Source organism: Kitasatospora sp. NPDC101183 (assembly GCF_044767945.1).
Taxonomy (GTDB): Bacteria; Actinomycetota; Actinomycetes; order Streptomycetales; family Streptomycetaceae; genus Kitasatospora.
On record NZ_JBIWOW010000041.1, the window covers coordinates 30,835 to 53,207 of the forward strand.

Annotated in this window: 23 protein-coding genes; 7 read left to right on the forward strand and 16 right to left on the reverse strand. The window is 74.1% G+C overall.

Annotated elements, in window-relative coordinates:
- Nucleotides 1–93: 93 nt before the first annotated feature.
- Together ACIRRS_RS35815 and ACIRRS_RS35820 are read left to right on the forward strand one after the other, a co-directional pair.
- Complete coding sequence (locus tag ACIRRS_RS35815) at nucleotides 94–537, forward strand: acyl-CoA thioesterase (protein ID WP_402980337.1); 444 nt, start codon at nucleotides 94–96, stop codon at nucleotides 535–537.
- Between the two features lie 39 nt (nucleotides 538–576).
- The gene (locus ACIRRS_RS35820) at nucleotides 577–1,269 is read left to right on the forward strand and encodes a hypothetical protein (RefSeq protein ID WP_402980340.1); all 693 of its coding nucleotides are present in this window, start codon (nucleotides 577–579) and stop codon (nucleotides 1,267–1,269) included.
- 6 nt (nucleotides 1,270–1,275) lie between these two features.
- Here ACIRRS_RS35820 and ACIRRS_RS35825 read toward each other — a convergent pair whose 3' ends face one another.
- From ACIRRS_RS35825 to ACIRRS_RS35870, 10 genes are all read right to left on the reverse strand, one after another.
- Nucleotides 1,276–1,680, reverse strand: a complete 405-nt coding sequence (locus ACIRRS_RS35825; protein ID WP_402980343.1) for a globin — start codon at nucleotides 1,678–1,680, stop codon at nucleotides 1,276–1,278.
- An 80-nt stretch (nucleotides 1,681–1,760) separates the two neighbouring features.
- Nucleotides 1,761–2,861: an ABC transporter permease gene (locus tag ACIRRS_RS35830; RefSeq protein ID WP_402980345.1), complete on the reverse strand. Its 1,101-nt coding sequence runs from the start codon at nucleotides 2,859–2,861 to the stop codon at nucleotides 1,761–1,763.
- Nucleotides 2,858–3,775: an ABC transporter ATP-binding protein gene (locus tag ACIRRS_RS35835; RefSeq protein WP_402980348.1), complete on the reverse strand. Its 918-nt coding sequence runs from the start codon at nucleotides 3,773–3,775 to the stop codon at nucleotides 2,858–2,860. The genes ACIRRS_RS35830 and ACIRRS_RS35835 overlap by 4 nt, the downstream gene beginning before the upstream one ends.
- A gap of 158 nt (nucleotides 3,776–3,933) precedes the next feature.
- Nucleotides 3,934–5,034: an FHA domain-containing protein gene (locus ACIRRS_RS35840; protein ID WP_402980351.1), complete on the reverse strand. Its 1,101-nt coding sequence runs from the start codon at nucleotides 5,032–5,034 to the stop codon at nucleotides 3,934–3,936.
- Between the two features lie 82 nt (nucleotides 5,035–5,116).
- Nucleotides 5,117–6,475, reverse strand: coding sequence for a VWA domain-containing protein (locus ACIRRS_RS35845; RefSeq protein ID WP_402980353.1), 1,359 nt, complete (start codon nucleotides 6,473–6,475; stop codon nucleotides 5,117–5,119).
- 102 nt (nucleotides 6,476–6,577) lie between these two features.
- Entirely contained in the window at nucleotides 6,578–7,900 is a 1,323-nt protein-coding gene (locus ACIRRS_RS35850; protein ID WP_402980355.1) for a PP2C family protein-serine/threonine phosphatase, read from the reverse strand.
- Nucleotides 7,901–7,903: 3 nt separating this feature from the next.
- The gene (locus ACIRRS_RS35855; RefSeq protein WP_402980356.1) at nucleotides 7,904–10,405 is read right to left on the reverse strand and encodes a tetratricopeptide repeat protein; all 2,502 of its coding nucleotides are present in this window, start codon (nucleotides 10,403–10,405) and stop codon (nucleotides 7,904–7,906) included.
- A gap of 5 nt (nucleotides 10,406–10,410) precedes the next feature.
- Complete coding sequence (locus ACIRRS_RS35860; RefSeq protein WP_402980358.1) at nucleotides 10,411–11,814, reverse strand: hypothetical protein; 1,404 nt, start codon at nucleotides 11,812–11,814, stop codon at nucleotides 10,411–10,413.
- A 242-nt stretch (nucleotides 11,815–12,056) separates the two neighbouring features.
- Nucleotides 12,057–13,007: a glutamate ABC transporter substrate-binding protein gene (locus ACIRRS_RS35865; RefSeq protein WP_402980360.1), complete on the reverse strand. Its 951-nt coding sequence runs from the start codon at nucleotides 13,005–13,007 to the stop codon at nucleotides 12,057–12,059.
- Nucleotides 13,008–13,025: 18 nt separating this feature from the next.
- The gene (locus ACIRRS_RS35870; protein WP_402980362.1) at nucleotides 13,026–14,420 is read right to left on the reverse strand and encodes a hypothetical protein; all 1,395 of its coding nucleotides are present in this window, start codon (nucleotides 14,418–14,420) and stop codon (nucleotides 13,026–13,028) included.
- A 431-nt stretch (nucleotides 14,421–14,851) separates the two neighbouring features.
- Between ACIRRS_RS35870 and ACIRRS_RS35875 the strand changes: the two genes are divergently transcribed.
- Together ACIRRS_RS35875 and ACIRRS_RS35880 are read left to right on the forward strand one after the other, a co-directional pair.
- Nucleotides 14,852–15,427: a nucleosidase gene (locus ACIRRS_RS35875; protein ID WP_402980364.1), complete on the forward strand. Its 576-nt coding sequence runs from the start codon at nucleotides 14,852–14,854 to the stop codon at nucleotides 15,425–15,427.
- Between the two features lie 29 nt (nucleotides 15,428–15,456).
- Nucleotides 15,457–15,975: a DinB family protein gene (locus ACIRRS_RS35880; RefSeq protein ID WP_402980365.1), complete on the forward strand. Its 519-nt coding sequence runs from the start codon at nucleotides 15,457–15,459 to the stop codon at nucleotides 15,973–15,975.
- A gap of 10 nt (nucleotides 15,976–15,985) precedes the next feature.
- Here the strand turns inward: ACIRRS_RS35880 and ACIRRS_RS35885 are convergent, their stop codons facing one another.
- The 4 genes from ACIRRS_RS35885 to ACIRRS_RS35900 form a co-directional block, all read right to left on the reverse strand.
- Entirely contained in the window at nucleotides 15,986–16,882 is an 897-nt protein-coding gene (locus ACIRRS_RS35885; RefSeq protein ID WP_402980367.1) for a sigma-70 family RNA polymerase sigma factor, read from the reverse strand.
- 86 nt (nucleotides 16,883–16,968) lie between these two features.
- Nucleotides 16,969–18,294 (reverse strand): hypothetical protein, encoded by a 1,326-nt coding sequence (locus ACIRRS_RS35890; RefSeq protein ID WP_402980369.1) that lies wholly within the window; start codon nucleotides 18,292–18,294, stop codon nucleotides 16,969–16,971.
- Between the two features lie 29 nt (nucleotides 18,295–18,323).
- Nucleotides 18,324–18,797 carry a hypothetical protein gene (locus ACIRRS_RS35895; RefSeq protein ID WP_402980371.1) on the reverse strand — a complete coding sequence of 158 codons (474 nt, stop codon included), beginning with the start codon at nucleotides 18,795–18,797 and terminating at the stop codon, nucleotides 18,324–18,326.
- Nucleotides 18,798–19,108: 311 nt separating this feature from the next.
- Nucleotides 19,109–19,636, reverse strand: a complete 528-nt coding sequence (locus ACIRRS_RS35900) for a hypothetical protein (RefSeq protein ID WP_402980373.1) — start codon at nucleotides 19,634–19,636, stop codon at nucleotides 19,109–19,111.
- A gap of 183 nt (nucleotides 19,637–19,819) precedes the next feature.
- Between ACIRRS_RS35900 and ACIRRS_RS35905 the strand changes: the two genes are divergently transcribed.
- The 3 genes from ACIRRS_RS35905 to ACIRRS_RS35915 all read left to right on the forward strand — a co-directional run bounded on the left by ACIRRS_RS35905 (nucleotide 19,820) and on the right by ACIRRS_RS35915 (nucleotide 21,156).
- The gene (locus ACIRRS_RS35905) at nucleotides 19,820–20,293 is read left to right on the forward strand and encodes a MarR family winged helix-turn-helix transcriptional regulator (RefSeq protein ID WP_402980390.1); all 474 of its coding nucleotides are present in this window, start codon (nucleotides 19,820–19,822) and stop codon (nucleotides 20,291–20,293) included.
- A 136-nt stretch (nucleotides 20,294–20,429) separates the two neighbouring features.
- The gene (locus tag ACIRRS_RS35910; protein ID WP_402980375.1) at nucleotides 20,430–20,750 is read left to right on the forward strand and encodes a DMT family transporter; all 321 of its coding nucleotides are present in this window, start codon (nucleotides 20,430–20,432) and stop codon (nucleotides 20,748–20,750) included.
- 49 nt (nucleotides 20,751–20,799) lie between these two features.
- Nucleotides 20,800–21,156: a DMT family transporter gene (locus tag ACIRRS_RS35915; protein WP_402980378.1), complete on the forward strand. Its 357-nt coding sequence runs from the start codon at nucleotides 20,800–20,802 to the stop codon at nucleotides 21,154–21,156.
- A 69-nt stretch (nucleotides 21,157–21,225) separates the two neighbouring features.
- Here the strand turns inward: ACIRRS_RS35915 and ACIRRS_RS35920 are convergent, their stop codons facing one another.
- A complete protein-coding gene (locus ACIRRS_RS35920; protein ID WP_402980381.1) occupies nucleotides 21,226–21,873 on the reverse strand; it encodes a histidine phosphatase family protein in 648 nt (215 codons plus the stop codon).
- Nucleotides 21,845–22,222: a VOC family protein gene (locus ACIRRS_RS35925; RefSeq protein WP_402980384.1), complete on the reverse strand. Its 378-nt coding sequence runs from the start codon at nucleotides 22,220–22,222 to the stop codon at nucleotides 21,845–21,847. The genes ACIRRS_RS35920 and ACIRRS_RS35925 overlap by 29 nt, the downstream gene beginning before the upstream one ends.
- Between the last annotated feature and the right edge of the window lie 151 nt (nucleotides 22,223–22,373).

A 22,373-nucleotide genomic window follows, 5' to 3' on the forward strand; every position in this document is an offset into this window, starting at 1 on the left:
CGGCCCGGCAGACTGCCCTCCGGGGCGGCCTGCCGGGCCGCGGCCCGTCGCCGGCCTGCGGCGGCGGGCGACCGGACACCGAGGAGAACACCCGTGGCCCGCCACATCTACGCCTGCCCGCTGCGCTGGTCCGACATGGACGCCTTCGGGCACGTCAACAACGTGGTCTTCCTGCGCTACCTGGAGGAGGCCCGGATCGACTTCATGTTCACCCAGGCCGCCGAGGCCGGCGCCGGGGAGTTCGCGGGCGGCTCGGTGGTGGCGCGCCACGAGATCGACTACAAGCGCCCGTTGGTGCACCGGCCCGAGCCGGTGATCATCGAGACCAGCGTGACGAAGATAGGCACCGCCTCGCTGACCGTCTCGTACGAGATCAAGGACGTGCACGAGGACGGCACCGAGACGGTGTACGTCAAGGCGTCCACCGTGGTCGTGCCCTACGACCTGGCCGAGGGCCGGCCGCGCCGGATCTCGCCCGTGGAGCGGGAGTTCCTCTCCCGGTTCATGGACGAGGAGCCCGTCGTCGCCGCGGTCTGACCCCCGCACCCCTCCCACCACGATTCGAGCTGAGCCGCGTTGACCGTCACCGCCCGCCTGGCCCTGTCCGACACCCGTGAGGCCGCCGACCTGTCGGCCTTCCTGCTGCGCCTGCTGCGCTTCGACAGGGCGGCCGCGGTGCGGCTCCAGGCGGTCGGCCCGGCGGAGGGCGGCGCCGTGCTGGCCGTCTTCGGGCGGCTGCCGCTGGGCGGTTCGGGCGTGCTGGCGATCCGCACGGCCCGGCTGGACGGCCTGGACGGGCCGGTGGACGTGACCGTCTCGGCCGGGCAGCTGCTGGACGGCGTGGACGCCGGGACGGGCGCGATCGCGCTGCCCGCCCCCGTCACCGGCCCCTCCTGGGCCGGGATGCTGCCGCCGCGCACGGGCTGGCGCCCGGTCGGGACCCCGCCGCCCGCCGAGGTGGGCCGCGAACTGATGGCCGCCGTACGGGAGTTCCGCGAGCGCAGCGAGGCCGTGCCGGAGCACCACCGCACCCGCGCGGTGCTGGACGCGCTGGCGGACGAGATCTGGTCCCGCCCCGTCTCCGTGCTGCCGGAGCTGCCGCTGCGCGCGGTGCACGCCTCGTACCGGATCGGGTTCCTGGCCCCGGAGGCCCCGCTCGGTGTGCACCGGGCGGGCGGCTGGCTGCGGTTGAGCTCGCCGACGGGCTCGGTGGTCCTGCGGACTGCGGCCGCGCCGGGGGCGGGGCTGGGGCTCAGCCCGCTGCGGTAGTAGCCGTCAGCCCTCGGTGTTGATCATCGAGGCGGCGGCGTACGTCAGGTAGTCCAGCAACTGTGTCTCCAGTTCGGCCGGGAGCTCCAGCCCCGCCACCGCGGCCCGCATGTGGGTCAGCCAGGCGTCGTGCGCGGCCTTGTCGACCTTGAACGGCGCGTGCCGCATCCGCAGCCGGGGGTGGCCGCGCTGCTCGCTGTAGGTGCGCGGGCCGCCCCAGTACTGCATCAGGAACAGCGCCATCCGCTCCTCGGCCGGGCCGAGGTCCTCCTCGGGGTACATCGGCCGCAGCAACTCGTCCTCGGCGATGCCCTGGTAGAACAGGTGGGCCAGTCGCCGGAAGGTCGGCTCGCCGCCGGCCTGCTCGAAGAAGGTCTCCTCGCTGAAGGTGCCACGCCGGATCTCAGTCACCCGACCATGGTCGCAGACGGCGGCGGGGCCGTACACCGAGACCTTCGGTGTACGACCCCGCGCGGGTGGGGCAGGGGGGACTACTCGTCCTCCCACCGGAAGAGCTTCCAGGCGATGCCGGTGAGCACCGCGGCGAACAGGAGCAGTCCGCCCATGGTGGGCAGGGCGTCCATGACGCCGCCGCCGCGGGTGAGGACCGAGCGGGAGGCGTCGACCAGGTAGTGCAGCGGCATGACCTTGGAGACGCTCTGGAGCCAGCCCGGGGCGTTGTCCATCGGGAAGAACGAGCCGGACAGGAACGACATCGGCAGCACGATGATCTGCGAGATGCCGTTGGCGGCCTCCTCGGTCTTGGCGACCGAGCCGGCCAGCAGGCCGATCGACATGAAGGCCAGCGTCGCGCAGGCCACCAGCGGGAGGATCAGCCACCAGTTGCCGGTGAGCTTGAGCCCGAAGAAGCTCGTCGCCACCACCACGAACACGGCGGTCTGCAGGAACGCCGTCAGCAGCGAGACCAGGATGCGGGAGCTGACCACCGTCCCCGCGCTGACCGGGGCCAGCCGCAGGCGCCGCAGCACCTTGGACCGGCGCCAGCCGACGAGGGTCAGCGCGGCGCCGAACACCGCGCCGGTGGCGACGGCCCAGCCCAGCAGGCCGGGGGTGAGGTACTGGATCGGCTTGAGCGACTTGTCCTCGACCTGCTCGGCCTGGAGGACGTACGCGGGCTTCTGGCCGCTGGCCTTCTGGTTGGCGCCCTGGACGACGGAGTCGAGGATGCCGTTGAGCGCGCCGGAGCGGACCGGGTCGGCGGCGGTGTAGCGCAGCTCGACCGTGCCGTCCGGGCCCTGCTTGATCAGCGCGTCGTAGTCGCCCTTGCGGACCTTCTCCAGGGTGGCGGCCTCGTCGTCCACCCTGGTGATGGTGAGGACCTTGTCGAGCCCGACGCGGTCCTCGCCCTGGATGGAGTCGAAGAGCTTGACCGCGCCGACCTGGGCGACCTTGGCGTGCGGGCTGCCGGAGCCGTTGGACACGGCGCCGAAGAAGACCAGGAAGACCAGCGGGAACAGCAGCAGGAAGAAGGTCGCGGTGCGGTCGCGCTTCATGCCGAGGAGCATCGCGCGGGACAGGCTCCAGAAGGCGCTGACCCGTTCCCGCCCGGCTTCGGTGGTGGGGGTGGTCATGCCCGGTACTCCCGTCCGGTCAGCTGGAGGAAGACGTCCTCCAGGGTGGCGCCGCGAACTTCCAGGCCGCGCAGTGCGTTCCGGTCTCCCAGGACGCTCAGGACCGGGCCCGGCAGCCGGGTGGAGACCGAGAGCGTGACGGTGTCGTCCTCCAGCGCGGCGACGTCGGCGCCGGCGGCGGCGAACAGCTCGCGGGCGCTGTCCACGGACAGCTGGCCGGAGGCGACGCTGATCCGGACGGTGTCGTCGATCTCGCGCACGAGGGCCGCGGGGGCGCCGGTGCGCAGGATCTTGCCGTGGTCCATGACCGAGACCCGGTCGCAGAGGATCTCGGCCTCGTCCAGGTAGTGGGTGGTCAGGACGACGGTGCGGCCCTCGGCGTTGATGTCGCGCAGGAGGTCCCACAGGTTGCGCCGGGCCTGCGGGTCGAGGCCGGTGGTGGGCTCGTCCAGGAAGACGAGCTCCGGGTCGTGGGCCAGGGCGCAGGCGATGGACAGGCGCTGGGCCTGGCCGCCGGACAGCTTCTCGGTCAGCTCCCCGGCCTTCTCGCCGAGGCCGACCCGCTCCAGCATCGCGTCGGCCCGCTTGGGGCCGACCCCGTAGAACGACGCGAAGGTGTGGATCGTCTCCCGGGCCGTCAGTTTCCGGAAGAACGCGGAGGCCTGGAACTGCACGCCGATGCGCGGCAGCAGCTTCGGATTGCGCGGCCAGGGCGACATCCCCAGCAGCTCGACCCGGCCCTCGTCGGCCTTGCGGACCCCTTCCAGGATCTCCATGGTGGTGGTCTTCCCGGCGCCGTTCGGGCCCAGGATTCCGTAAAATTCGCCGGCCTCGACGGTCAGGGACACCCCGTCGACGGCCTGCACATCCCCGTACCGCTGGCGGATGCCGTCAGCGGATATAGCAGCAGTCATGTGGCCTGAGCGTAGGGCCATTCGGGCCCTCTGTGCACTTCCCCGGCGCTTAATTTGCGGATTCCTTGAGGAAATCGGGAACAAAACAGGCCGGGCGGGCGTTGAATTCCGCCCGGCCCGGCCGGAGTTGGTACTGATGGTCCCTCAAAGGGCGATTCTCAGGCGCGGTGCACCGTGATCGTCGTCCAGGCGCCGATGTGGATGCGGTCGCCGTCGTTGAGGGGGACGGCGGTGTGCGGGGTGATCGGCTCGGCGCCGCCGTTGACGGTGGTGCCGTTGGTGGAGTCCTGGTCGACCAGCACCCAGCTGCCGTCGGCCTGTTCGGCGAGCAGCGCGTGCTGGTGCGAGGCGCCCGGGTCCTCCGGAGGCACGGACAGGTCGATCTCCGGCACGGTGCCCCGGTGCTGGCTGCGCCGGCCGATGCGCAGCTGGCCCCGGCCGGTCAGCGGGATGCGGCGCTCGGGGCAGTACGGCGGGAAGAACAGGCCGGAGGCCTCCGGGCCGCTGCGGGCCATCATGTCGGTGAAGTAGTCGCGGTCGGCCGCGACGACGGCGATCCAGTTGGACCGGACGGGCTCCGCCGGGGGCTGGGGCTGCGGCGGGGCGAGGTGGAACGAGGTGCCGAAGTCGCCGCCGCGGTTGTTGGGGCCGGGGCCGGCGTAGACCGGGCCCGAGGTCTCCTCGCCGAGGACGCTGTCGGGGAAGGCGCCCTCCGGCGGCGGGTAGCCGTAGGTGTGCGGGTGCACGGGCTCCGGCTGCGGGACCGGGGGAGCGGCCGGCGGCTGGGCCATCGGGTGGGCCATCGGCTGGGCGAGGGGCTGGGCCATGGGCGGCTGGCCCGCCGGGGGCTGCGCGGGGCCGCCGTACGCGGGCGGGATGTTCAGCGGTGGCGGGTTGTGCGCGGCCGGAGGGTTGTGCGCGGGCATGCCGGTCGGCGACGGCTGACGCGTGGAGGGCGAGGACAGCTCGTAGTCGTAGCCGCACTCCTCGCAGAAGCGGCCGGTCTGCGGGCTGCGGCAGATCGGGCAGAGCGGCAGGCCCTCGGTGAGGCCGCCCGGGTAGCCGGGCGCCGGGGCGTTGCCGGGGCCCGGGGGCGGCGGCGGGAAGCCCGCCGGCCCGGCCGGCGGGTAGCCCGCGGGCGAGGACGGCGGCGCGGCGTACGTGCCCCCGGGTGCCGGCGGCGGCGGAGTCATCGGGAAGCCGCAGAAGTCGCACCAGTCCTCGGCCTGCGACTCGTGGCCCCTCGGGCAGATCGGCATCAGGTCCCCCTCACTTCGAGCGCGTCGAGCCGGCACGGGGCGGCGTCGTGCCGGGCCGACGGCCCGGCCACGTCTTCAGCGGTCACTTCTTCTTCACACGTACCGTCTTGGTGGACCGGGTCTCGAGGGTCATCGAGTCGGCCTCGCTCACGTTCTTACGGAACCGAACCGTACCCTCCTTCGCGTCGACCACGTCCACCACCTTCTGGAGCAGCTTGTAGGTGCCGTCGTTCCCCGTGGCGTGGGCGATGCGCACGGCGGCGCCCAGCTTGGCGGTGGCCCGGTCGACGTCCCCGGCGCGGTGGGCCTCCAGGCCCTCCTGGATGGAGGAGGCCAGCTCGGCCTGCCCGGTGTAGTGGGCGACCTGCGGGCTGATGCGGGTGGAGGAGGAGAGGTCGTCCGTCCAGACGGCCTTGACCAGGCCCTGGGAGAGCACCTCGGGGGTGCCGCCGGCGATCTGCGGGGGCAGGACGAGGCTGATGCGGGCGGCGAGCATCTCGTTGCCGACGGAGGCGGCGGGGACTTCGACGCAGACGTGGTAGTCGCGGCTCTCGTCGCCCCAGGAGCCGGTCGGGTAGTCGCCGGCGCGGGGGCCGGAGTCGGTGCGGCGCCCGGTGAGGTCCTCGACGGCGGGGGCGACCTGCTTGACGAACTTCACGGTGGCGTTGGCCGGGGTCCAGATCCGCAGCGCGACGTCGGCGACCTGCTTGCCCATGGCGCCGGCCATCATCGAGCGGAAGTCCTCGGCGAGGCCGGAGGGCTCGGCGACGATGTCGGTGGTGCCGAGCAGGGCGGAGGAGATCTTGCGCAGCTCGTCGATCCGCCAGTCGGTGCCGACGCCGCGGCAGTCGGCGGTGAAGTGGCCCGAGACGCGCTCGACGGTGCGGGCGAGGTCCTCGGCGGACTCGTGCTCGTTGTTGCCGTCGGTGAGCAGGATCGCGTGCCGGATGGCGATGTCGCGGCGGGTCAGGAAGAGCTGGTCGGCCTTGGCCAGCCAGGTGCCCATGGCGGTGCCGCCGGCGGCGGTGAGGCGGCGCAGGGACTCCTTGGCGTGGCCGCGGGTGGTGGGGGAGGCGATGGCGAGGGTGCCGTCCCCGGGGTAGATGTCGCGGGCCTCGTGGGTGCCGGCGACGACGGCGAAGGCGGTGCCGTCGCGCAGGGAGTCGATGGCGGCGGCGGTGGCCTCGCGGGCGCCGTTGATCTTGGTCTTGGGGTAGTCCATCGAGCCCGAGCAGTCGACCAGGATCACCACGGCTGCCGAGGCGTCGGCGCCCGGGGTGCCGGCGTCGGCGACGGTGAGGGGGCGGCCGCCGGTGGTGCCGCCGCCGGTGGCGGTCACGGTCACGATGGCGTTCACCTCGTGGGCGCCGTCCGCGAGGTACTCGTTCTGGAAGATCTCCACGTCGAACCGGGGCAGGTTCGGCTTCGCCAGTGTGGCCATGGGGCGGTGGCTCCCGTCGGGTGCGTGGTGGGTGTGAGCGGGTCGGTGGGGCGGTCCGCCGGGCGGACCGGGGCCCGGTGCGGCGGTCCGTCGGGCGGTCCGTCAGGCCGTCGGCGGGTGCGGGGGCTGGGGCGGTACGGGCGGCGGGGCGGTCGGGGCGGCGGGTGCGGGCGGCACCGGGCCCTGGGCGGGGGCGGCCGGGGGCAGCGGGGCGGCGGCGGAGCCGATCACCGGGAGGTCCGGCAGGGTCGGCTCGTAGTCCTCCTCGTCCTCCTCCGCGAACTCCGCGAAGGCGGGTGCGGGAGCGGGCGCGGCGGGCCGTCGCAGGATCGGCAGGTCCAGCGCGGTGGGCGTCTGCTCGGCCTCCTCGACGGACACGGCCGGCGGGTCGATCGGCAGCACGGCGACGGTGATGTTGTCGTGGCCGCCGGCGGCGACGGCGAACTTCACCAGGGTCTGGGCGGCCGCGAGGGGCTCGGTGCGGGCGTCCGGGCGGACGAAGTACGCCAGGTCGGTGGCCGCCTCGGCGTAGTTCCACAGGCCGTCGGTGCAGATCAGCAGCACGCCGGGCACGTGGGGGGTGAATTCCAGGGTGTGCGGCACGACCTCCTCGGCGTCGGCGCCGAGCCAGCCGGTGATCGCGTGGGCGCGCGGGTCGGCGTACGCCTCGGCCTCGGCCATCAGGCCGGCCTCGACCATCCGGGCCGCCCAGGAGTCGTCCTGGGTGAGCCGGTAGGGCTCGGCGGCGACGCGGTCGTCCGGGATCCAGTACGCCCGGGTGTCGCCGACCCAGCCGATGGTGATCCGGCCGCCGGCGGCGATGGCGCTGACGAAGGTGCAGGCGGGGGCGTTGACCTCGGGGCGGACGGGCCCGGAGCCGTCGGTGGCGAGGTCGGCGACGGCCTTGGCGGCGTCGGCGACGGCCCGGCGCATCGCCTCCTCGTGGTCGCGGCCGGCCTCCAGGGAGGAGAGCAGCGACTCGGAGGCGGCGTCGACGGCCGTCTCGGAGGCCTCGTCGGGCCGGTCGGAGGAGGAGACGCCGTCGCAGACCACGGCGACCACGACGGGCTCGCCGCCGGGCAGCGAGGTCGCGGCGACGGTGAAGGAGTCCTCGTTGCGGTGGTGGCGCACGCCGCGGTCGCTGACCCCGGCGACGCCCCCGAGCGCCTTCTCCATGTGGTCGCGGGGGCGCGGCTGCGCGCCTCCGCAGCCCTCGCAGTAGCCGTCGGGGGCGACCCTCGGCTGCCCGCAGTGCACGCAGACCGGCCCGCGCTGGGCGGGGACGGCCTCCGGGTGGGCGCCGGCCCAGCCCGCGGGCATGGCGCCCGGGGCCGCCCGGCCGTCCCGGCCGGCGCCGCACCGGTTGCAGAAGGAGTCCTCGGGCTCCATCGGCTCGAAACAGCTCGGGCACTCGGTCTGCTGCATCGGCTACACCCACGTCCTGGGGCGGGCGCGGTTGGCCCGTTCCACCATCTCGATCCTCTTCTCCGCCTGCCCGGCCAGCCGGGCCAGTACCCGGTAGGACTGCTCCAGGGCGAAGCGCAGTTCCCTGTCCACCGCCGGCCGTCCGAGGACCACCGTCGACCCGGCGTTCTGCCGGGCGCTGGGCGAGCCGGCGTCGACCCAGCCGAGCGCGGCCTCCAGCACCTCGACGGACAGCTGCTCGCGGCGGCCGTCGTCCAGGCGCAGGGCGGACAGCTGGGCGGAGCCGGCGGTGAGGTCGGCGGTGAGGTCGTCGGTGGCGGGGCGCTCGCGCAGCCGGGCGCGCACGGCGGCGATGCGGGCGGCCGTGTACTGGCTGGACGTGGGCGGGACGGACTCCAGCACGGCGACGGCGGCGGACCGGTCGTCCTCGGCCAGGCGCACCCGGGCGAGGCCGAAGGCGGCGCCGAGGTAGGTGTGGTCGGTCGTCCAGACCAGGCGGTAGAACTCGGCCGCGTCCCCGCCGTCGCCGAGCAGTTCGGCGCAGACGGCGAGGGCCAGCTTGGGGGCGGCCTCGCCGGGGAACGCGTCGTAGACCGCGTCGAAGGCCTCGGCGGCGACGCGCAGCGCCGTCTCCGGGGTGCCGCTGTGCCCGGCGGAGACCAGGGCGTGCAGGCCGCGGTACCAGACGACCCGCCAGTCGTCGGGGTGGGCGGCCTCCAGCTTCTGGAGCGTCTCCAGGGCGGAGGGGCGGCCGAGTTCGAGCTCCGCGCGCAGCCCGCGCAGCCGCTTCTCGACGGAGTCGCCGAAGGGGGCCAGGGCGGCGAGGACGTCCTCGGGGTCGGTGGCGAGCAGGGTGGCGAGGTTGCCGGCGTTGGGGTCGTCCGGGTCGACCCGGGGGACGGGCAGGGCGAGGGCGGCCGCCGCAGGGTCCAGCGGGGCCAGGCGCAGCTGCCCGGTCTGCTCGGCGGGGAGGACCAACTCGGTGTCCACGACGCGCAGTTCGGGGCCGAACAGGGTGGAGAGCGAGGGGCGGGGGTGCCCGTCCTGGAGGGCGAGGACCTCGCGCAGGACGCCGGTGAGCTGGTCGGCCATCTCCTCGGCGGAGGAGAAGCGGCGGGCCGGGTCGGAGTCGGTGGCGCGGACGAGGAAGCGGTAGTAGGACTCGTACCGGGCGAAGGCCTCGACGTCCTCCGGGCCGGGCAGGGAGTCGCGGTAGGTGGTGCTGTAGCCCTGGAAGTCGAAGCTGAGCACCGCGAGGGTGCGGGCGACGGTGTAGAGGTCGGAGGCGGGGGAGGGGCCGTCGGTGGCGATCTCGGGGGCCTGGTAGCCGATGGTGCCGAAGATCGCGCCCTCGTCGTCGAAGCGGCGGACGGCGCCCATGTCGATGATCTTGAGGCTGTCGCCGTTCTGGATGACGTTGTCGATCTTGAAGTCGCAGTAGATCAGACCGCGGTCGTGCAGGTAGCCCAGGGCCGGCAGCGCCTCCAGCGCGTACGCGATGGCCTGCTCGACGGGCAGCGGGTCCCGCCGCCCGTCCGGGGTGCGGCGCTCGTTGGCGATGTCCTTGAGCGACTTGCCGCCGACGTACTCCATGACGATGTAGCCGTCGGTGGAGCCGGTGCGCAGGTCCGGGTGCTCGGCGAAGTTGATGATCCGGACGATGTTGGGGTGGTCGACCTCGGCCAGGAAGCGGCGCTCGGCGACGGCCGCGATCAGCGCGTCCTCGTCCCCGGTGTCCAGCAGGCCCTTGAGGACGACCCACTTGTCGTTGACCCGGCGGTCGATCGCCAGGTAGATCCAGCCCAGGCCGCCGTGCGCCAGGCAGCCGACGACCTCGTACTGGCCGCCGACGAGGTCGCCGCGGCGCAGCTTGGGGGTGAAGGAGTACGGCGTGCCGCACTTGGTGCAGAAGCCGTCGGGGCGGCCCGGGCGGCCGTTCTTCTCGCGGCCCACGGGGGACTCGCACTTGGAGCAGTACCGCTTGCGCTCGGGGACCTCGGGGTTGGCGAGGACGGCCTGTGACGGGTCGGCCGTCGGCACGGTGGGGACGGTGACCAGGCCGGCGCCCAGGCGGTTGCGGTTGCGGGTGCCGGCGGTGCCGGTGCCCCGGGTGGCGCGGACCGAGACGGAGCGGCTGGAGCCCGTGCGGGTGGAGCGGTGGGAGCGGGAGCGGCCGGACATCGAGCGGGCCGAGCCGGTGCGGGCCGACAGGGAGCGGACGGAGCCGCTGCGGGCCGAGTCGGGGCTGACGCGGGCGGAGGGGACGTGGGGTTGGGTGCTGCCGGTGACGGAGCCGGCCTCGGGGGCGGTCAGGCCGCACTCGTCGCAGTAGCCGTCGGCGTCGATGCTGCCGGAGCACTCCCTGGGGCAGGGGGAGCCGGGGCCCCCTGCGCCCGTCGGGGTGGAGGCGGCGCCTTCGGGTGCGAGCCCGCACTCGTCGCAGTAGCCGTCCGCGTCGATCCTGCCGCTGCCGGAGCACCCCGGCCGTACGCACGTCTCGCCCATCAACCTCAGCCCCCCTGAACCTGTCCGTCGACCGGCGTCTGGCCGGCCGCTCGTGCCTGTGCCTGCGCTGCCTGTGCTTGAGCCTGCGCCTGTGCCTGCGCGCCGTCGGCCTCGGTCTGGGCCGGGCGCAGCGACTGCTGGAAGCGGGCCACCGCGGCGGCCGCCGCCCGCAGGTCGCAGGGCGCGCTCCACAGCAGCCAGCGCGCCTTCTCGTACCGCTCGACGACCTCCGGGTCCTCGGCGACCCTCAGCCGGGCCGCCATGGCCTTGTACGCGTCCAGCCGGCCGCGCAGCTCGGCGCGGACGGCCAGCGGCGCCGTCACCTCGGTGAGCGACTGCCGGGCCCGCTCCAACTCCTTGGCGGCCGCGTCCTCCAGCGCGTCCAGCAGCGGCGCCAGCCGGCCCCACTGCCCGCTCTGGCGCAGGTCCAGCGCGGTGACGATCCGTTCGCGCAGCGCCGAGGCCGGGCCGGGGACGGCCGGGACGTCGCTGGAGGCTATCTTCGCCAGCACCTCGCCGCGCGCCCGGCGGGCCTCGGCCAGGGTGGCGTCGGCCCGCTGGAGCAGGTTGCCGACGCCCTGGAGGCGCTCCTCGGCGTCGTCGCGCAGCCGCAGGACGTCCTCCAGCTCCATCCGGACGCCGTCCAGGGCCCGGCCGGCCAGGTCGAAGCGCTCGGTGTCGACCACGCCGGAGGGCGTGGCGAAGGCCGTGCCCTCCGGGACGGTGCCGCGCTGGGCGGGCACCCGGGCCGGGCGCCACAGCGCCAGCGGGTCCTCGCGCACCTCGGTGCGCAGCGCGGTGAGGTCGGCGGCCAGCGCGGTCAGGTCGTCCCCGAGCGGGTGGCTGCCGGTGCGCACGCCCAGCGAGACGGCCAGCGTCTGCACCCGGTTGAGCTCGGCCAGCAGCAGGTCGATCCGGGCGGGCAGGGCGGACCAGACGGCGTCCGCGGCGCTGACCACCTCCAGCACGCTGGCGTACCAGGAGTTCATCCGGGCCATCAGCGCGTCCAGGCTGATCCGCTCGACCAGCTTGGCGGGCGCGCCCAGCAGCTGCGGCCCGTCCGGCACCGCGCCGCCCGGCACCGTCACCGCGTCGCCCGTCAACAGCTCGCTCAGCTCGGCGAGTTCGGCGGCTCCCGGCTTGGCCTTGCGGGCGCGTACGGCGCGGGCCGAGGCCAGCGCCTCCGAGTAGCGGTCGAACAGCGCCCACAGCAGCGGGAGGCCCTTGCCGGCGACGGCCCAGCGCTCCTGGGTGCGCCCGGTCAGCTCGGCGCCGTCGAGCAGCCGCAGGCCCGGGTGGTCCTGGAGCGCGAGCAGCGCCGACTCGACCGCGTCGCGCTCCGCGCCGAGGCGGGCGAGCGCGCGGTCCACCTCCTCCCGGCTCAGTACCGGGCCAGCCGATGCCGCCACCGCGGTGTCCTTCCTTCCCTCACGTGCGGCCGGGCGCCCGCGCGTCGCTGACGCGTGACCGCTCGACAACCCCCGTCGTCCACCACGGGCCTGCCCGTGGTGATCGTCCCGAACCCTAGCCGGTGGCCGTTCGGGCGGAGCGGGCGGTGGGCGTCAAGAGCGCGTCAACGCGCCCCCGTCCGCTCCGCCCGCCCGCTGCGCCCGTGCGCGCCCCTCGGCGCCGGGCCCGGTGCCGGCCGGGCTCAGTGCTGGCCGGGCCAGTACCGGTCGGCCTCGTTGAGCATGTACGGCTTGAGCCAGCGGTCGTACGACTGCCGCCAGGAGCCGCTGCTGTAGTAGTCGGCGAGCACCTGGTTGACCCTGGCGGTCAGGTCCGGGCTGGTCTTGAGCATCGCGACGCCGATGACCTCGGGCTGGACCTCGTCGTCGAGGATCTTCACGGCCTGGTCCTGGGCGGCCTGGCCGGCCGCCAGGCCGTTGTCCGTCAGGGTGGCCTCGACCTTGCCGAGTTCCATCAGCACCAGGCAGTCCAGCTGGTTCTCGACCTGCACGAGCTTGGAGGCCGTGCCCTCCTTCGTCAGGACGGCCTCGGCGGTGGAGCCCTTGGCGGCGCAGACCGTGTGGCCCTTGACCGCCTCCTGGAGGTTCTTCGCCGTCGAGGTCTTCGGCACCAGGACGCGCTGGCTGATGTTGAAGTACGGCTTGGAGAAGGCGACCTGCTCCATCCGGCTGCAGTTGATCGTCATGGTGCGGACGATCAGGTCGACCCGGCCCTTCTGGACGGCGTCGACGCGGTCGGCCGTCGCCACCGGCTTGAGGACCACCTTGTCGGGGTCGCCGATGATCGCGGCGCCGATGGCGCGGGCCAGGTCGATGTCGAAGCCCTCGATCTGGCCGGTGTTGGGGTTGCGGGCGCCCCAGCGGTAGCTGTTCTGGTCGACGCCGATCACCAGCTGGCGCTTGGCCTTGATGACCTTGACGGCCGGGCCGTCCTCGGTGCTGGGCGGCACGCTCTTGTAGACGTCGCAGTTGCCGTCCTGCTCCTGCTGGAGGGCCTGCGGTGCGTTGGCCGGAGCGGCGGTGGTGCTGCCGGGCGCGGCGCCGGAGGGGCCGCTGCCGGCGAGCACGATCGCCCCGGCGGTCAGCAGCGCCAGCGCGGCGGCCGGGCGGGTGCGTGCGGTGGGCTTGCGCATGTGGATCGGTCCCCCCTCTTAGCGGTACTCGGCCAGCCGGCGGCCCAGGCCGCGCAGCGCGGCGGCCGCGGCGACCAGGGCGAGCACGGCGGCGGCGACGGCGGCGATCCGCAGGTCGTCCCCGGTGCCCTTGGCGGCGCTGGTGAACAGCTTCTGCTCGATGTCGGCCGCGCGGGCCAGGGCCTCGTCGGTCTGCTTGAAGGCCGCGTCGGCGGTGCTGGTGGTGTCGGTGTCCGACACCGTCGCCTTCAGGGCGCCGTCGTAGTCGGCCCGGTCGACCTCCAGCGCGTGGGCCAGGTCGTGCTTCTGGCGCCACTGGTCGTACGCGGTCAGGGCGTCCCGGATGTCCGGCGCGGACTCGCGCGGGCTGATCCGGTAGGCCTGCGGGATCGAGCCGGTGCGGTTGGCGATCGGCACGCCCTGGCCCTCCGTGCCGGCCAGGCGCTTGGTGGCCTCGTCCCACTGGGTGAGGTACTTGGTGGTCGAGCCGCGGGCGACCAGGTGCAGGTTCTCCGACAGCCGGGCGGAGAGCACGTCCACCCGGGCCGAGTTGAGCGCCCGCAGCGGGGTCGCGCCGTCGTGGTCGCTGCGGTCGAGGTCCGAACCGGTCGTCAGTGCGGTGGTGGTGAGCCAGAGGCCGCCCGCCAGGACCGCGGCGGTGGCGCCCAGGAGGCCGATGTTGAACACCCGGTTGGTGCGCCGGTACAGCTGCTTCTGCACCAGGACGAGGGCCAGCAGGGTCACCAGCGCCAGGCCGTACGCGGCCGAGGGCCAGGACTGGGCCTCGGCGTAGTCCTTCGCCAGCTCCTTGTCCTCGATGTCGCGCAGCTTGGCGGCGGCCGGCAGCAGCACCGTCTGCATCTGCTCGGAGGCGTAGCGCAGGTAGGCGCCGCCGAGGGGGATGCCCTGCCGGTTGTCGGCCCGCGCCGTCTCCACCAGGCCCGCGTAGACGGGCAGTTGCTGGTTCAGCTCGGAGAGGGTGTCCCGGGCGGGGGAGGTGGAGGTCGTCCGGGCCGCGGACTCGGCGATCAGCCGGGAGGCCGTCTTGATGTCCGCCTCGTAGCGGTCCCGGACGGCCTTCGGCTCGGTGCCGGCCAGCAGGAAGCCGGAGGCGGAGGTGGTGGCGGCGTCGGCCAGGCTGCGGTGGATCTCGGCGGCGTCGCGGCTGAGCGGCTGGCTGTAGCCGACGACGCGGTCGGCGGCCTGGGCGCGGGTCTCCAACTGCCAGGCGGTGAGGGCGCCGAAGGCGACGGTCAGCACGGCGAGCAGCGCGCCCGCCATCCGCAGCCGTCCGGGCGCGGTGCGGCCCGCCCGGGCCAGCCGGGCGCCGAGGCCGGTGGCGAGGGCGACGGGGGTGCTCCTCGGGTTCCGGGCGACCGTCGTGCCCGGTCGGGCCGGTGCCCGTGTCGCCACGGCCGTGGCCCCTGCCGTGGTGTGTGCTGTGGCCCCCGGAGCCGCGCCCCCCGGCGCGGTCGGCGGGCCGCTGGGCTGCGCCGGTACTGCGGCGCCAGGTGCGCCGTTGCCTGCTGGTGTCGCCACCCGCCTCATCCTCCCCTGCTGCCGGGCCCGTCGTCCGGGCCCGGCCGTTGCCAGCAGTATGGCCGTGACTCCCCCCGGCCACACCCGACTTGCGTGGATCTTGAGCATGTCGTGCACGGTTCACGCGCCGTGCCCGCACGGTGTTCGACCGTGGCGTGCCGTGGCGTTCCGTGGCGTTCCGTCCGACGCGGGCTGCACCCTACGCGGTTCCCTGAACCCGGCGGAACATCGGGGTCCGCAACCGGGGGGTGACGGAGCTTCGCGTGCTTCCGGGCGCGGGCGGCCCCGCTCCGTACGATGGCCCCATGCGCCTGCTTGGAACGATCACGCCCGACCGCCCGCTGCTCGTCGTCGCCGTCCGCGAGGAGGCGGCGCACCTCGACGACCGACTGCCCGTGCTGCTCACCGGGATGGGGAAGGTCAACGCCGCCGTCTCGCTGGCCACCGTGCTCGCCCAGGGCGAGAAGCCCTCCGAGGTGATCAACCTCGGCACGGCCGGAGCGCTGCGCCCCGGCTGGGCGGGCACCCATCACATCGCCCAGGTGATCCAGCACGACCTGGACACCCCCGCCCTGTACGCCCTCACCGGGCGCAACTACGGCGCACCGCTGGTCGTCTCGAAGGGCGAGGGGCCGGTGCTCGCCACCGGGGACCTCTTCGTCTCCGAGGAGGCCGCGCGCGAGCGGCTGGCCCGGCACGCGGACCTGGTGGACATGGAGGGCTACGCCGTCGCCACCGTCGCCCACCGGGCCGGGGTGCCGGTGCGGCTGGTCAAGCACGTCAGCGACGAGGCGGGGGAGGGGGCCGGGCACACGTGGCGGGAGTCGGTGGACGGCTGCGCCCGGCACCTCGCCGACTGGGTTGCGGCACAGGGGTGGTGACGGATCGTCAGGTGACTAGGGTGGTCGCCGTGACCGAATCGATCCCCGGCTCCGACGTGCGGCCGCCCTCCATCGCCGCCGACGAGCCGACGACGCTGCTCGCCTTCCTCCGGTACCTGCGGGAGGCGGTGATCGCCAAGCTCGACGGCGTGCCGGAGGAGGAGGCCCGGCGCCCCGGCGTCGGCTCCGGCACCAGCCTGCTCTGGCTGGTGCGGCACCTGGCCGTCGTCGAGCTCAACTGGTTCGAGTGGGCGTACGCCGGGCTGGGCGAGCGGCCCGAGGAGGCGGACCAACTACCGCTCGGGGACTGGACGGTGGCCTCCGCCGTCGCCGCCTACCGGGAGGCCGCGGCGCGGGCGGACGCGGTGGTGGCGCAGGCCGTCGCCTCGGCTGGCCTGGACCGGCCGGGCGCGCGCTCGCTGCGGCCCGACGACGCCGAGGGGCCCTCGATGCGGTGGGTGCTGGTGCACCTGATCGAGGAGACCGGGCGGCACGCCGGGCACGCGGACATCCTGCGGGAGCAGCTGGACGGCGCCGTCGGGCGCTGACCCGGGCCCTCTAGCGGAACTGCGAGAGGTCCATCGCGGCGAGGCGCTCCTGGTCGGCGATCACCTCGATCGAGGTGATCGCGCCCTCGACGACCGTGAACGCCATGATCGACAGCGCCCGGCCGTTGGCGCCGATGACCACCGCGCCGGCCGTCCCGTTGACCAGCGCCGGGCGGGCGAACGGCGACAGCGTGCCCCAGAGCGCCGCCTGCCCCGCGACCGTCGCGGCGCCCGTGAGCACCACCGTGTGCCGGGCGAGGACGGCGCCGCCGTCCGACCGCAGCACCACGTCCGGGTGGAGCACCGCGAGCAGCCCGTCCAGGTCACCCGTACGGGCGGCGGCGAAGAAGGCGTCCACGGCGGTGCGCTGACGCCCGAGGTCGCGGTCCGGCGCGGGCGCCTGCCCCTGCACCTTGCGGCGGGCGCGGCTGGCGAGCTGGCGGGTGGCGGCGGAGGTCTTCTCGATCAGCGGGGCGATCTCCTCGAAGGGCACCGCGAACAGGTCGTGCAGCACGAAGGCGACGCGCTCGGCGGGGGACAGCGACTCCAGCACCACCATCAGCGCCAGGCCCACCGAGTCCGCGAGCAGCACCTCCTGCTCGGGGTCGACGACGCCCTCCCGGCGCAGCAGCGGGTCGGGGAGGCTGCTCGTCTCCTCCAACGGGTCCTCGCGGCGGGCGGCGCGGTCGCGCAGCAGGTTGAGGCAGACCCGGGAGACCACGGTGGTCAGCCAGCCGCCCGGGTTCGCCACCTCGGAGGTGTCGCTGCGGTCGTAGCGCAGCCACGCCTCCTGCAGCGCGTCCTCGGCTTCGGTGACCGAGCCGAGCATCCGGTACGCGACGGCGCGCAGGTGCGGGCGGTGCCCCTCGAACAGGGCGGTGCGGGAGGGGCTCGGCGTGATGTCCACGGGGCCATCCCACAACGGGGGCGGCGGGGAGATCAAGGTGGGGCGCGTCATAGTCGGGCGCGGGTGGGGCGGCGCGGTGTTCGCGGTCACGGGCTGCGGTTGAGCATGCGGGCGGCGCCGCCGGCGACGGCGGTGGCGAGGACCCAGCCGGCGACGGTGAGGGCCAGGGCGGCACCCTTGGCCGCACCCGACGGGTCCCAGGCGGCGCGCTGGCCGAGGGAGAGGAAGGGGACGACCAGGTCGATCACGTACAGCAGCGGGTCCCAGGCCGGGCCGCCGCCCGGGGAGGTGGGGCGGGGCGGGCCGGCGACGGCGAAGTAGGCGGTGCCGACGGCGAGGAGCAGGAGCAGCCAGAGCAGGGCGCGGGCGGGCCGGTAGCCGTAGCCGATGACGGCCTCCAGCAGGCGTCCCCAGACGCGCCCGGGGAGGTGGAGGGCGCGGTGGCGGAGGCGTTCGCGGTGGATCAGCACCTCGCGGGCGGCCTGCTCGCGTCCGGCCTGGCGGTAGGCGGCCGCGACCCGGGTGTGGACGGCGGGGGAGGGCGCCGTGAGGTGCCCGGCGAGCCAGGCGAGGCGCGCTCGGGCGGGGGCGGCCGTCGGTTCCAGCCCGGTGAAGGCCGCCGCCGTCAGGTCGACGGCGCAGCCGACGGGCCAGCGGCTCGGGTCCGCGACCAGGGTGCCGAGTTCGGCGGAGGCGAGGCCGATCACGCCGGTGGAGTCGGGGTGGAGGTTGAGGACGAGGCGGCGGGCGTGCAGGTCCTCGAGGTCGGCGGCGCCCCGGCCGGGGGCGCGGTCGGTGGCCGTGAGGCGGGCGCCGGTGAGGTCCAGCGTCCCGGCGACGCGGGTGCGGGAGAGCAGCAACGCGCCCTTGGCGCACAGGCCTTGGGCCCGTAGGCCGCCGTCCACGACCATCTGCTTGCCCATGAGCGCGAATCCGTCGGCCCCGCGCAGGGTGCTGCGGCTGAGGTCGAGCCCGCCGGAGATCCGGGCGTCGTGCAGCCACAGCTCGTCCTCGACGACGGCGTCGCGCAGCCCGAGCCAGAGGCCCACGCGCAGGCCCTCGCCGTCCAGGCCGGGCAGCCGCGAGCCGTCGAGGTTCCACCAGGTGACCTCGGCGTAGTCGAGCCGGACGCGCTCCTCGAACGCGCACTCCAGCAGCTTCACGGGCACGCCGATCCGCGCCCCGGTGAGGTCCAGTGCCCCGGTCACGCGCGCCCCGACCAGGTCGAGGCGGGCGACGCGTCCGGCCTCGGCGGGTGGTGGGTCGACCAGCAGGTGCGTCAACGCCTCGGCGCGGACCTCCGGTTGGGGGTCGGTGCCGCGCAGGTCGAGGCGCTCCCCGCGGCGGTAGGCGTGCCAGAGGCGCTGCTCGTCGGGGGTCCAGTGGGGTGGGGGGCCGTGGTGCTGGGGCATGGGGTTCCGGTTCGGCTCGTGCCTGCGGCCTACCGCGGGCCCCTGACGCGGGCGCGTAGGGCGAGGATCTCCGCCACGGCCGTGAGCCAGCGGGCGAGGAGTTCGTCGGTGTCGAGGCTCGTGGCGGTGGCGGTGGTGGTGGCGGTGGCGGTGGTGGCGGTGGTGGTGGTCGCGGCGGAGGTGAGCCAGGTGTGGGCGAGGCGGGTGGGGGCGGGGCCGGGGAGGGGTTCGGGGAGGTCGGCGGCGACGCGGGTGCCGCCGCTGCGGACGGCCTCGGCGAGGAGGCCGAGGGAGCGGGGGGCGACGCCGAGGGCGTCTGCGGCGAGGGCGGCGGCGATGGCGCCCTCGCCGAAGAGGGCTGCGCGGTGCGGGCCGGGGACGGCGAGGCCGTGGCGGAGGAGGGTGGGGACGTCGAGGTCGCGGAGGTCGTCGTCGGTGCGACCCGGGCGGTCTGGGGTGTCCGGGGTGTCCGGGGTGTCCGGGGTGTCCGGGGTGGGGGTCATCGGACGGTCACCGTGTAGGTGTTGCGCACGAGTTGTTCCTTGTCGTCCTCGTGGATGCGTTCCGGGGCGTTCGGCCTCTCGGTGTCCCCGTGCCGTCCCGGTGGACGGCAACGGGACTCTAGGTGGCCGTTCGGGTTCGGATCAACGGGTTTGGGTCGCGATGCGGCCACTGTTGCCGAGTCATGACACGTCGTCGGCCGGTGGGGCGTCCGTAGTGGGGTGGCGGCCCTCAGCTCCGCCACCCCGTTGGCTGATCGGCGTACGGGGGTGGGGTGTTGAGCCAAACCCCACCTTGGGGTGAAAACCCCGGTTCAGAAGCTGGTGGGTGGGCGGAGGATGAGGTCGATGGCGATCTCCCAGAGCTCGTCGGGGGCGGTGACGATCACGTACCCCTGGTGGTCGGGGATCTCGGGCAGGAGCGCGCTGCTGCAGCCGTGGGCGCGGTGGACCTCGACGGGGACGGGGGTGCCGTCGAGGCGGACGGCGCCCCGGGTGGTCGTGCAGTCGAGGGTGCGGGAGCCGGCACGGACGGCCTCGCGGTCGAGGCGGTCGGAGTTGGCCAGGTAGGTGTGGAGCTGCGTTTCGGGGCTGGTGAGGGACTTGACCCGGTGGTGCTCGGGGACGGGGCGGGAGGTCTGGACGACCGCGACGAACTCGCGGTCGAGGTGGTAGTTCACGTCGAGGTGGCAGAGGTAGCCGTCGCTGGACATGCGGCCGAGGAGGGTGAACCACTCCTCGGGGGCGGAGGCCAGGACGGCGATGGGCCCGCCCCACTCGTCGGCGATCTCGCGGTGGGTGGGGACGTGGAGGTCGGGCGGTGGGCCCGGGCGGCGGAACAAGGGCGTGGCCTTTCGGTGGGGAGCCGGATTCGGGCCAAGTATCGATGGTGGTACGGGAGTTGGACAGGCGGTTTCGTGTGCGACCCGGGAGTTTGCTTGTATGTGCATGTATCCTGGGGGCACTGTCCGCGATGGGAAGGAGGCGCCATGGCGGTGTCACTCGATGTGCCCGACGTGCCTGACGTGCCTGACGTGCCCGATGTTCCCGACGGGCCGGATGCGCCCGATGCTCTCCCGCGTGCGTCCGACCAGGCCGCCTGGGGCCGCGTGCTCGCGCTGCACGCGCGCGTGGAGCGCGAGCTGGCCACGGCCCTGCAGCGTCGGCACGGGATAGGGCTCTCGGAGTACCGCTCCCTGGAGCACCTGCACCGCTCGGAGTCGAGCGAGCTGCGGATGCAGGACCTCGCGGACCGGGTGGGGCTGGGCCAGTCCTCGGTGACGCGCCTGGTCGGGCGGCTGGAGGCGGCCGGGTTCGCGTTCAAGGACCTGTGCCCGACGGACAAGCGCGGGGTCTACGCCGTGATCACGGACGAGGGGCGCGAGCGCCTCCAGGTCGCGCGGGCGACGTACGCGGAGGTGCTGTCCTCGGCGCTGAACACGGCGATGGGCGATCCCGAACTGGCGTCGTTGGTGCAGGCGTTGCGGGCCGCGGTCTAGGACTGGGGCTTGACTGCCTGATGCTTGCTCATGCAAGCTTCTGGGGTCAGGCTCTCTGGGGGATGGGCCTTTTGCGGCCTCCAGGAACATGCACGTACAAGCAACTATTGCTGCTCCTTGCGGGAGGGACTTCGTCATGCAGTGGCTCTACCTCGCCATCGCGGACCTCTTCGAGATCGCCGTCGCCATCGCGGCGGGAAAGGCCGCCGGGTTCAAGCACCGGGGCTGGACGGCCGTGACGCTCGTCAGCGGTGCCATCGGGACGTACTTCCTGAGCAAGGCGCTGCTGACCTTCGACGTCGGCGTCGGCTACGCCGTCTGGACGTCCGTGGCCGGCGTCGGCATCACGCTGCTGGGCGCGCTGTTCTTCGGCCAGCGCCTGGACTGGCGCAAGGCGCTCGGCGTCGCCGTGATCATCGGGGGTGTCGTCGGGCTGCAACTGAGCGGCGCCGCCTGAGAGTTGTCCGTCCTCGTCCCTGTCCTTCTCTGAAGAAAGGAACCCTCCCATGTCCGACAACGGCCGACGTTCCTGGCTGATGCTCCTGCTCGCCGGTGCCTTCGAGGTCGGCTACGCGCTCTGCGTCGGAGGAAGCCACGGCTTCACCCGGCTGTGGTGGTCACTGGTCGCCGTGGTGTTCTTCCTGCTGACGCTCTGGGCGCTGAGCGCCGCGCTGCGCACGATCGACGTCGGGATCGGCTACGCGGTCTGGGCCGGGATCGGCTCGGTGGGCGCGGCTCTGCTGGGCCCCGTGCTGTTCGATGAGAGGCTCACGGTGGTGAAGGCCGGGTGGCTCGCGGTGATCATCGCCGGGGTGGTGTGGCTCAAGCTCGCCGATCGGCCGAAGGCTGAGGCTGTGGCGTGAGTCCGTGCGCTTGTGCGTGCGCGTGCACAGGAAGTCGGGTGGGCCGACTTCCTGTGCACGCGTGTGTGGTCAGAGGTGGTGTTCCGGCGGGAAGCCGGTCCAGCGAAGTTCGGCGGGGAGGTGGCGCTGGTCGTTCTGGAGGAGGACGGCAGGCGGGCGGCCGGGCGTCCAACGCAGCACGGTGAGGCCGGTGTTGGCCTGGTTCAGGCCGAGCCAGCGCCACTTCGGGGCGTCCAGGGTGTGCCGGAGCAGCCAGGCGATGAGGAAGGCGTGGGTGATGAGCAGCTCGTGGCGCTCGTTGCCGCCCGGGGCCGGGCCGGTGAACCGCTCCACGGCCCCGGCGGCGAGGGCGGGCCCGTGCTCGCGCTCCTCGGGGGTGGAGTGGGAGAGGAAGGCGAGGAGGAAGTCGGCGCTGTCGGGCGGCAGTTCGTGCCGCTCGGGGACGTACGGGACGTAGTCGCCGGCGAGGTCGGAGACGGTGAGCGTGGCGTCCGGGAGGTGCGCGGAGACCAGATGGGCGGTCCGGGCGGCGCGGGGCAGCGGGCCGTGGTGGATCGAGGAGATGGGGCGCCCCGCGAGCCGCTCACCGAGGAGCGCCGCCTGCCGCTCGCCGCGCTCCGAGAGGCCGCTGCCGTCGGGCAGAGCCTCGCCGTGGCGGGCGAGGTAGAGGTAGCGGGTGGCGGTGGGCTCAGGAGGAGTGGGTGGTGTCGATGACACAGAACCGGTTCCCCTCGGTGTCGGCGAGCACGATGAAGTCCGGATCGTCCGGGTAGAGGTCCCAGTCGACGCGGTGCGCGCCGAGCGCGACGAGCCGCTCGACCTCGGCGGCCTGCTCGGCCGCGTCGTCGGCGTAGAGGTCGAGGTGCACGCGGGGGTGCTCCTCGACGGGCGACTCGCTGGTCCCGAGGGCGATCTGGACACCGGCACCGGAGTTCGCGGGCGGGACGAGGACGACCCACTCGTCGTCCTGGTCCTCACGCGGGACATAACCGAGCGCGGCCGTCCAGAAGGCGACGGCACGTGGCAGATCGGAAACACCCAGGACGACGGAACCGAGTCTCAGCATGTGCCGATTATGGACGTACGAAGATCGAGTAGGACGAGTACGGCCGCTGCTTCGCTCGGCCGCTGCTTCGCTCGGCCGCTGCTTCGCTCGGCCGCTGCTTCGCTCGGCCGCTGCTTCGCTCGGCCGCTGCTTCGCTCGGCCGCTGCTTCGC

Excerpts from the sequence above, each read along its gene's own strand:
- ACIRRS_RS35830 (WP_402980345.1), bottom strand. The coding sequence starts at position 2,861 with ATGACCACCCCCACCACCGAAGCCGGGCGGGAACGGGTCAGCGCCTTC.
- ACIRRS_RS35835 (WP_402980348.1), bottom strand. The coding sequence starts at position 3,775 with ATGACTGCTGCTATATCCGCTGACGGCATCCGCCAGCGGTACGGGGAT.
- ACIRRS_RS35840 (WP_402980351.1), bottom strand. The coding sequence starts at position 5,034 with ATGCCGATCTGCCCGAGGGGCCACGAGTCGCAGGCCGAGGACTGGTGC.
- ACIRRS_RS35845 (WP_402980353.1), bottom strand. The coding sequence starts at position 6,475 with ATGGCCACACTGGCGAAGCCGAACCTGCCCCGGTTCGACGTGGAGATC.
- ACIRRS_RS35850 (WP_402980355.1), bottom strand. The coding sequence starts at position 7,900 with ATGCAGCAGACCGAGTGCCCGAGCTGTTTCGAGCCGATGGAGCCCGAG.
- ACIRRS_RS35855 (WP_402980356.1), bottom strand. The coding sequence starts at position 10,405 with ATGGGCGAGACGTGCGTACGGCCGGGGTGCTCCGGCAGCGGCAGGATC.
- ACIRRS_RS35865 (WP_402980360.1), bottom strand. The coding sequence starts at position 13,007 with ATGCGCAAGCCCACCGCACGCACCCGCCCGGCCGCCGCGCTGGCGCTG.
- ACIRRS_RS35875 (WP_402980364.1), top strand. The coding sequence starts at position 14,852 with ATGCGCCTGCTTGGAACGATCACGCCCGACCGCCCGCTGCTCGTCGTC.
- ACIRRS_RS35890 (WP_402980369.1), bottom strand. The coding sequence starts at position 18,294 with ATGCCCCAGCACCACGGCCCCCCACCCCACTGGACCCCCGACGAGCAG.
- ACIRRS_RS35895 (WP_402980371.1), bottom strand. The coding sequence starts at position 18,797 with ATGACCCCCACCCCGGACACCCCGGACACCCCGGACACCCCGGACACC.
- ACIRRS_RS35910 (WP_402980375.1), top strand. The coding sequence starts at position 20,430 with ATGCAGTGGCTCTACCTCGCCATCGCGGACCTCTTCGAGATCGCCGTC.
- ACIRRS_RS35915 (WP_402980378.1), top strand. The coding sequence starts at position 20,800 with ATGTCCGACAACGGCCGACGTTCCTGGCTGATGCTCCTGCTCGCCGGT.
- ACIRRS_RS35925 (WP_402980384.1), bottom strand. The coding sequence starts at position 22,222 with ATGCTGAGACTCGGTTCCGTCGTCCTGGGTGTTTCCGATCTGCCACGT.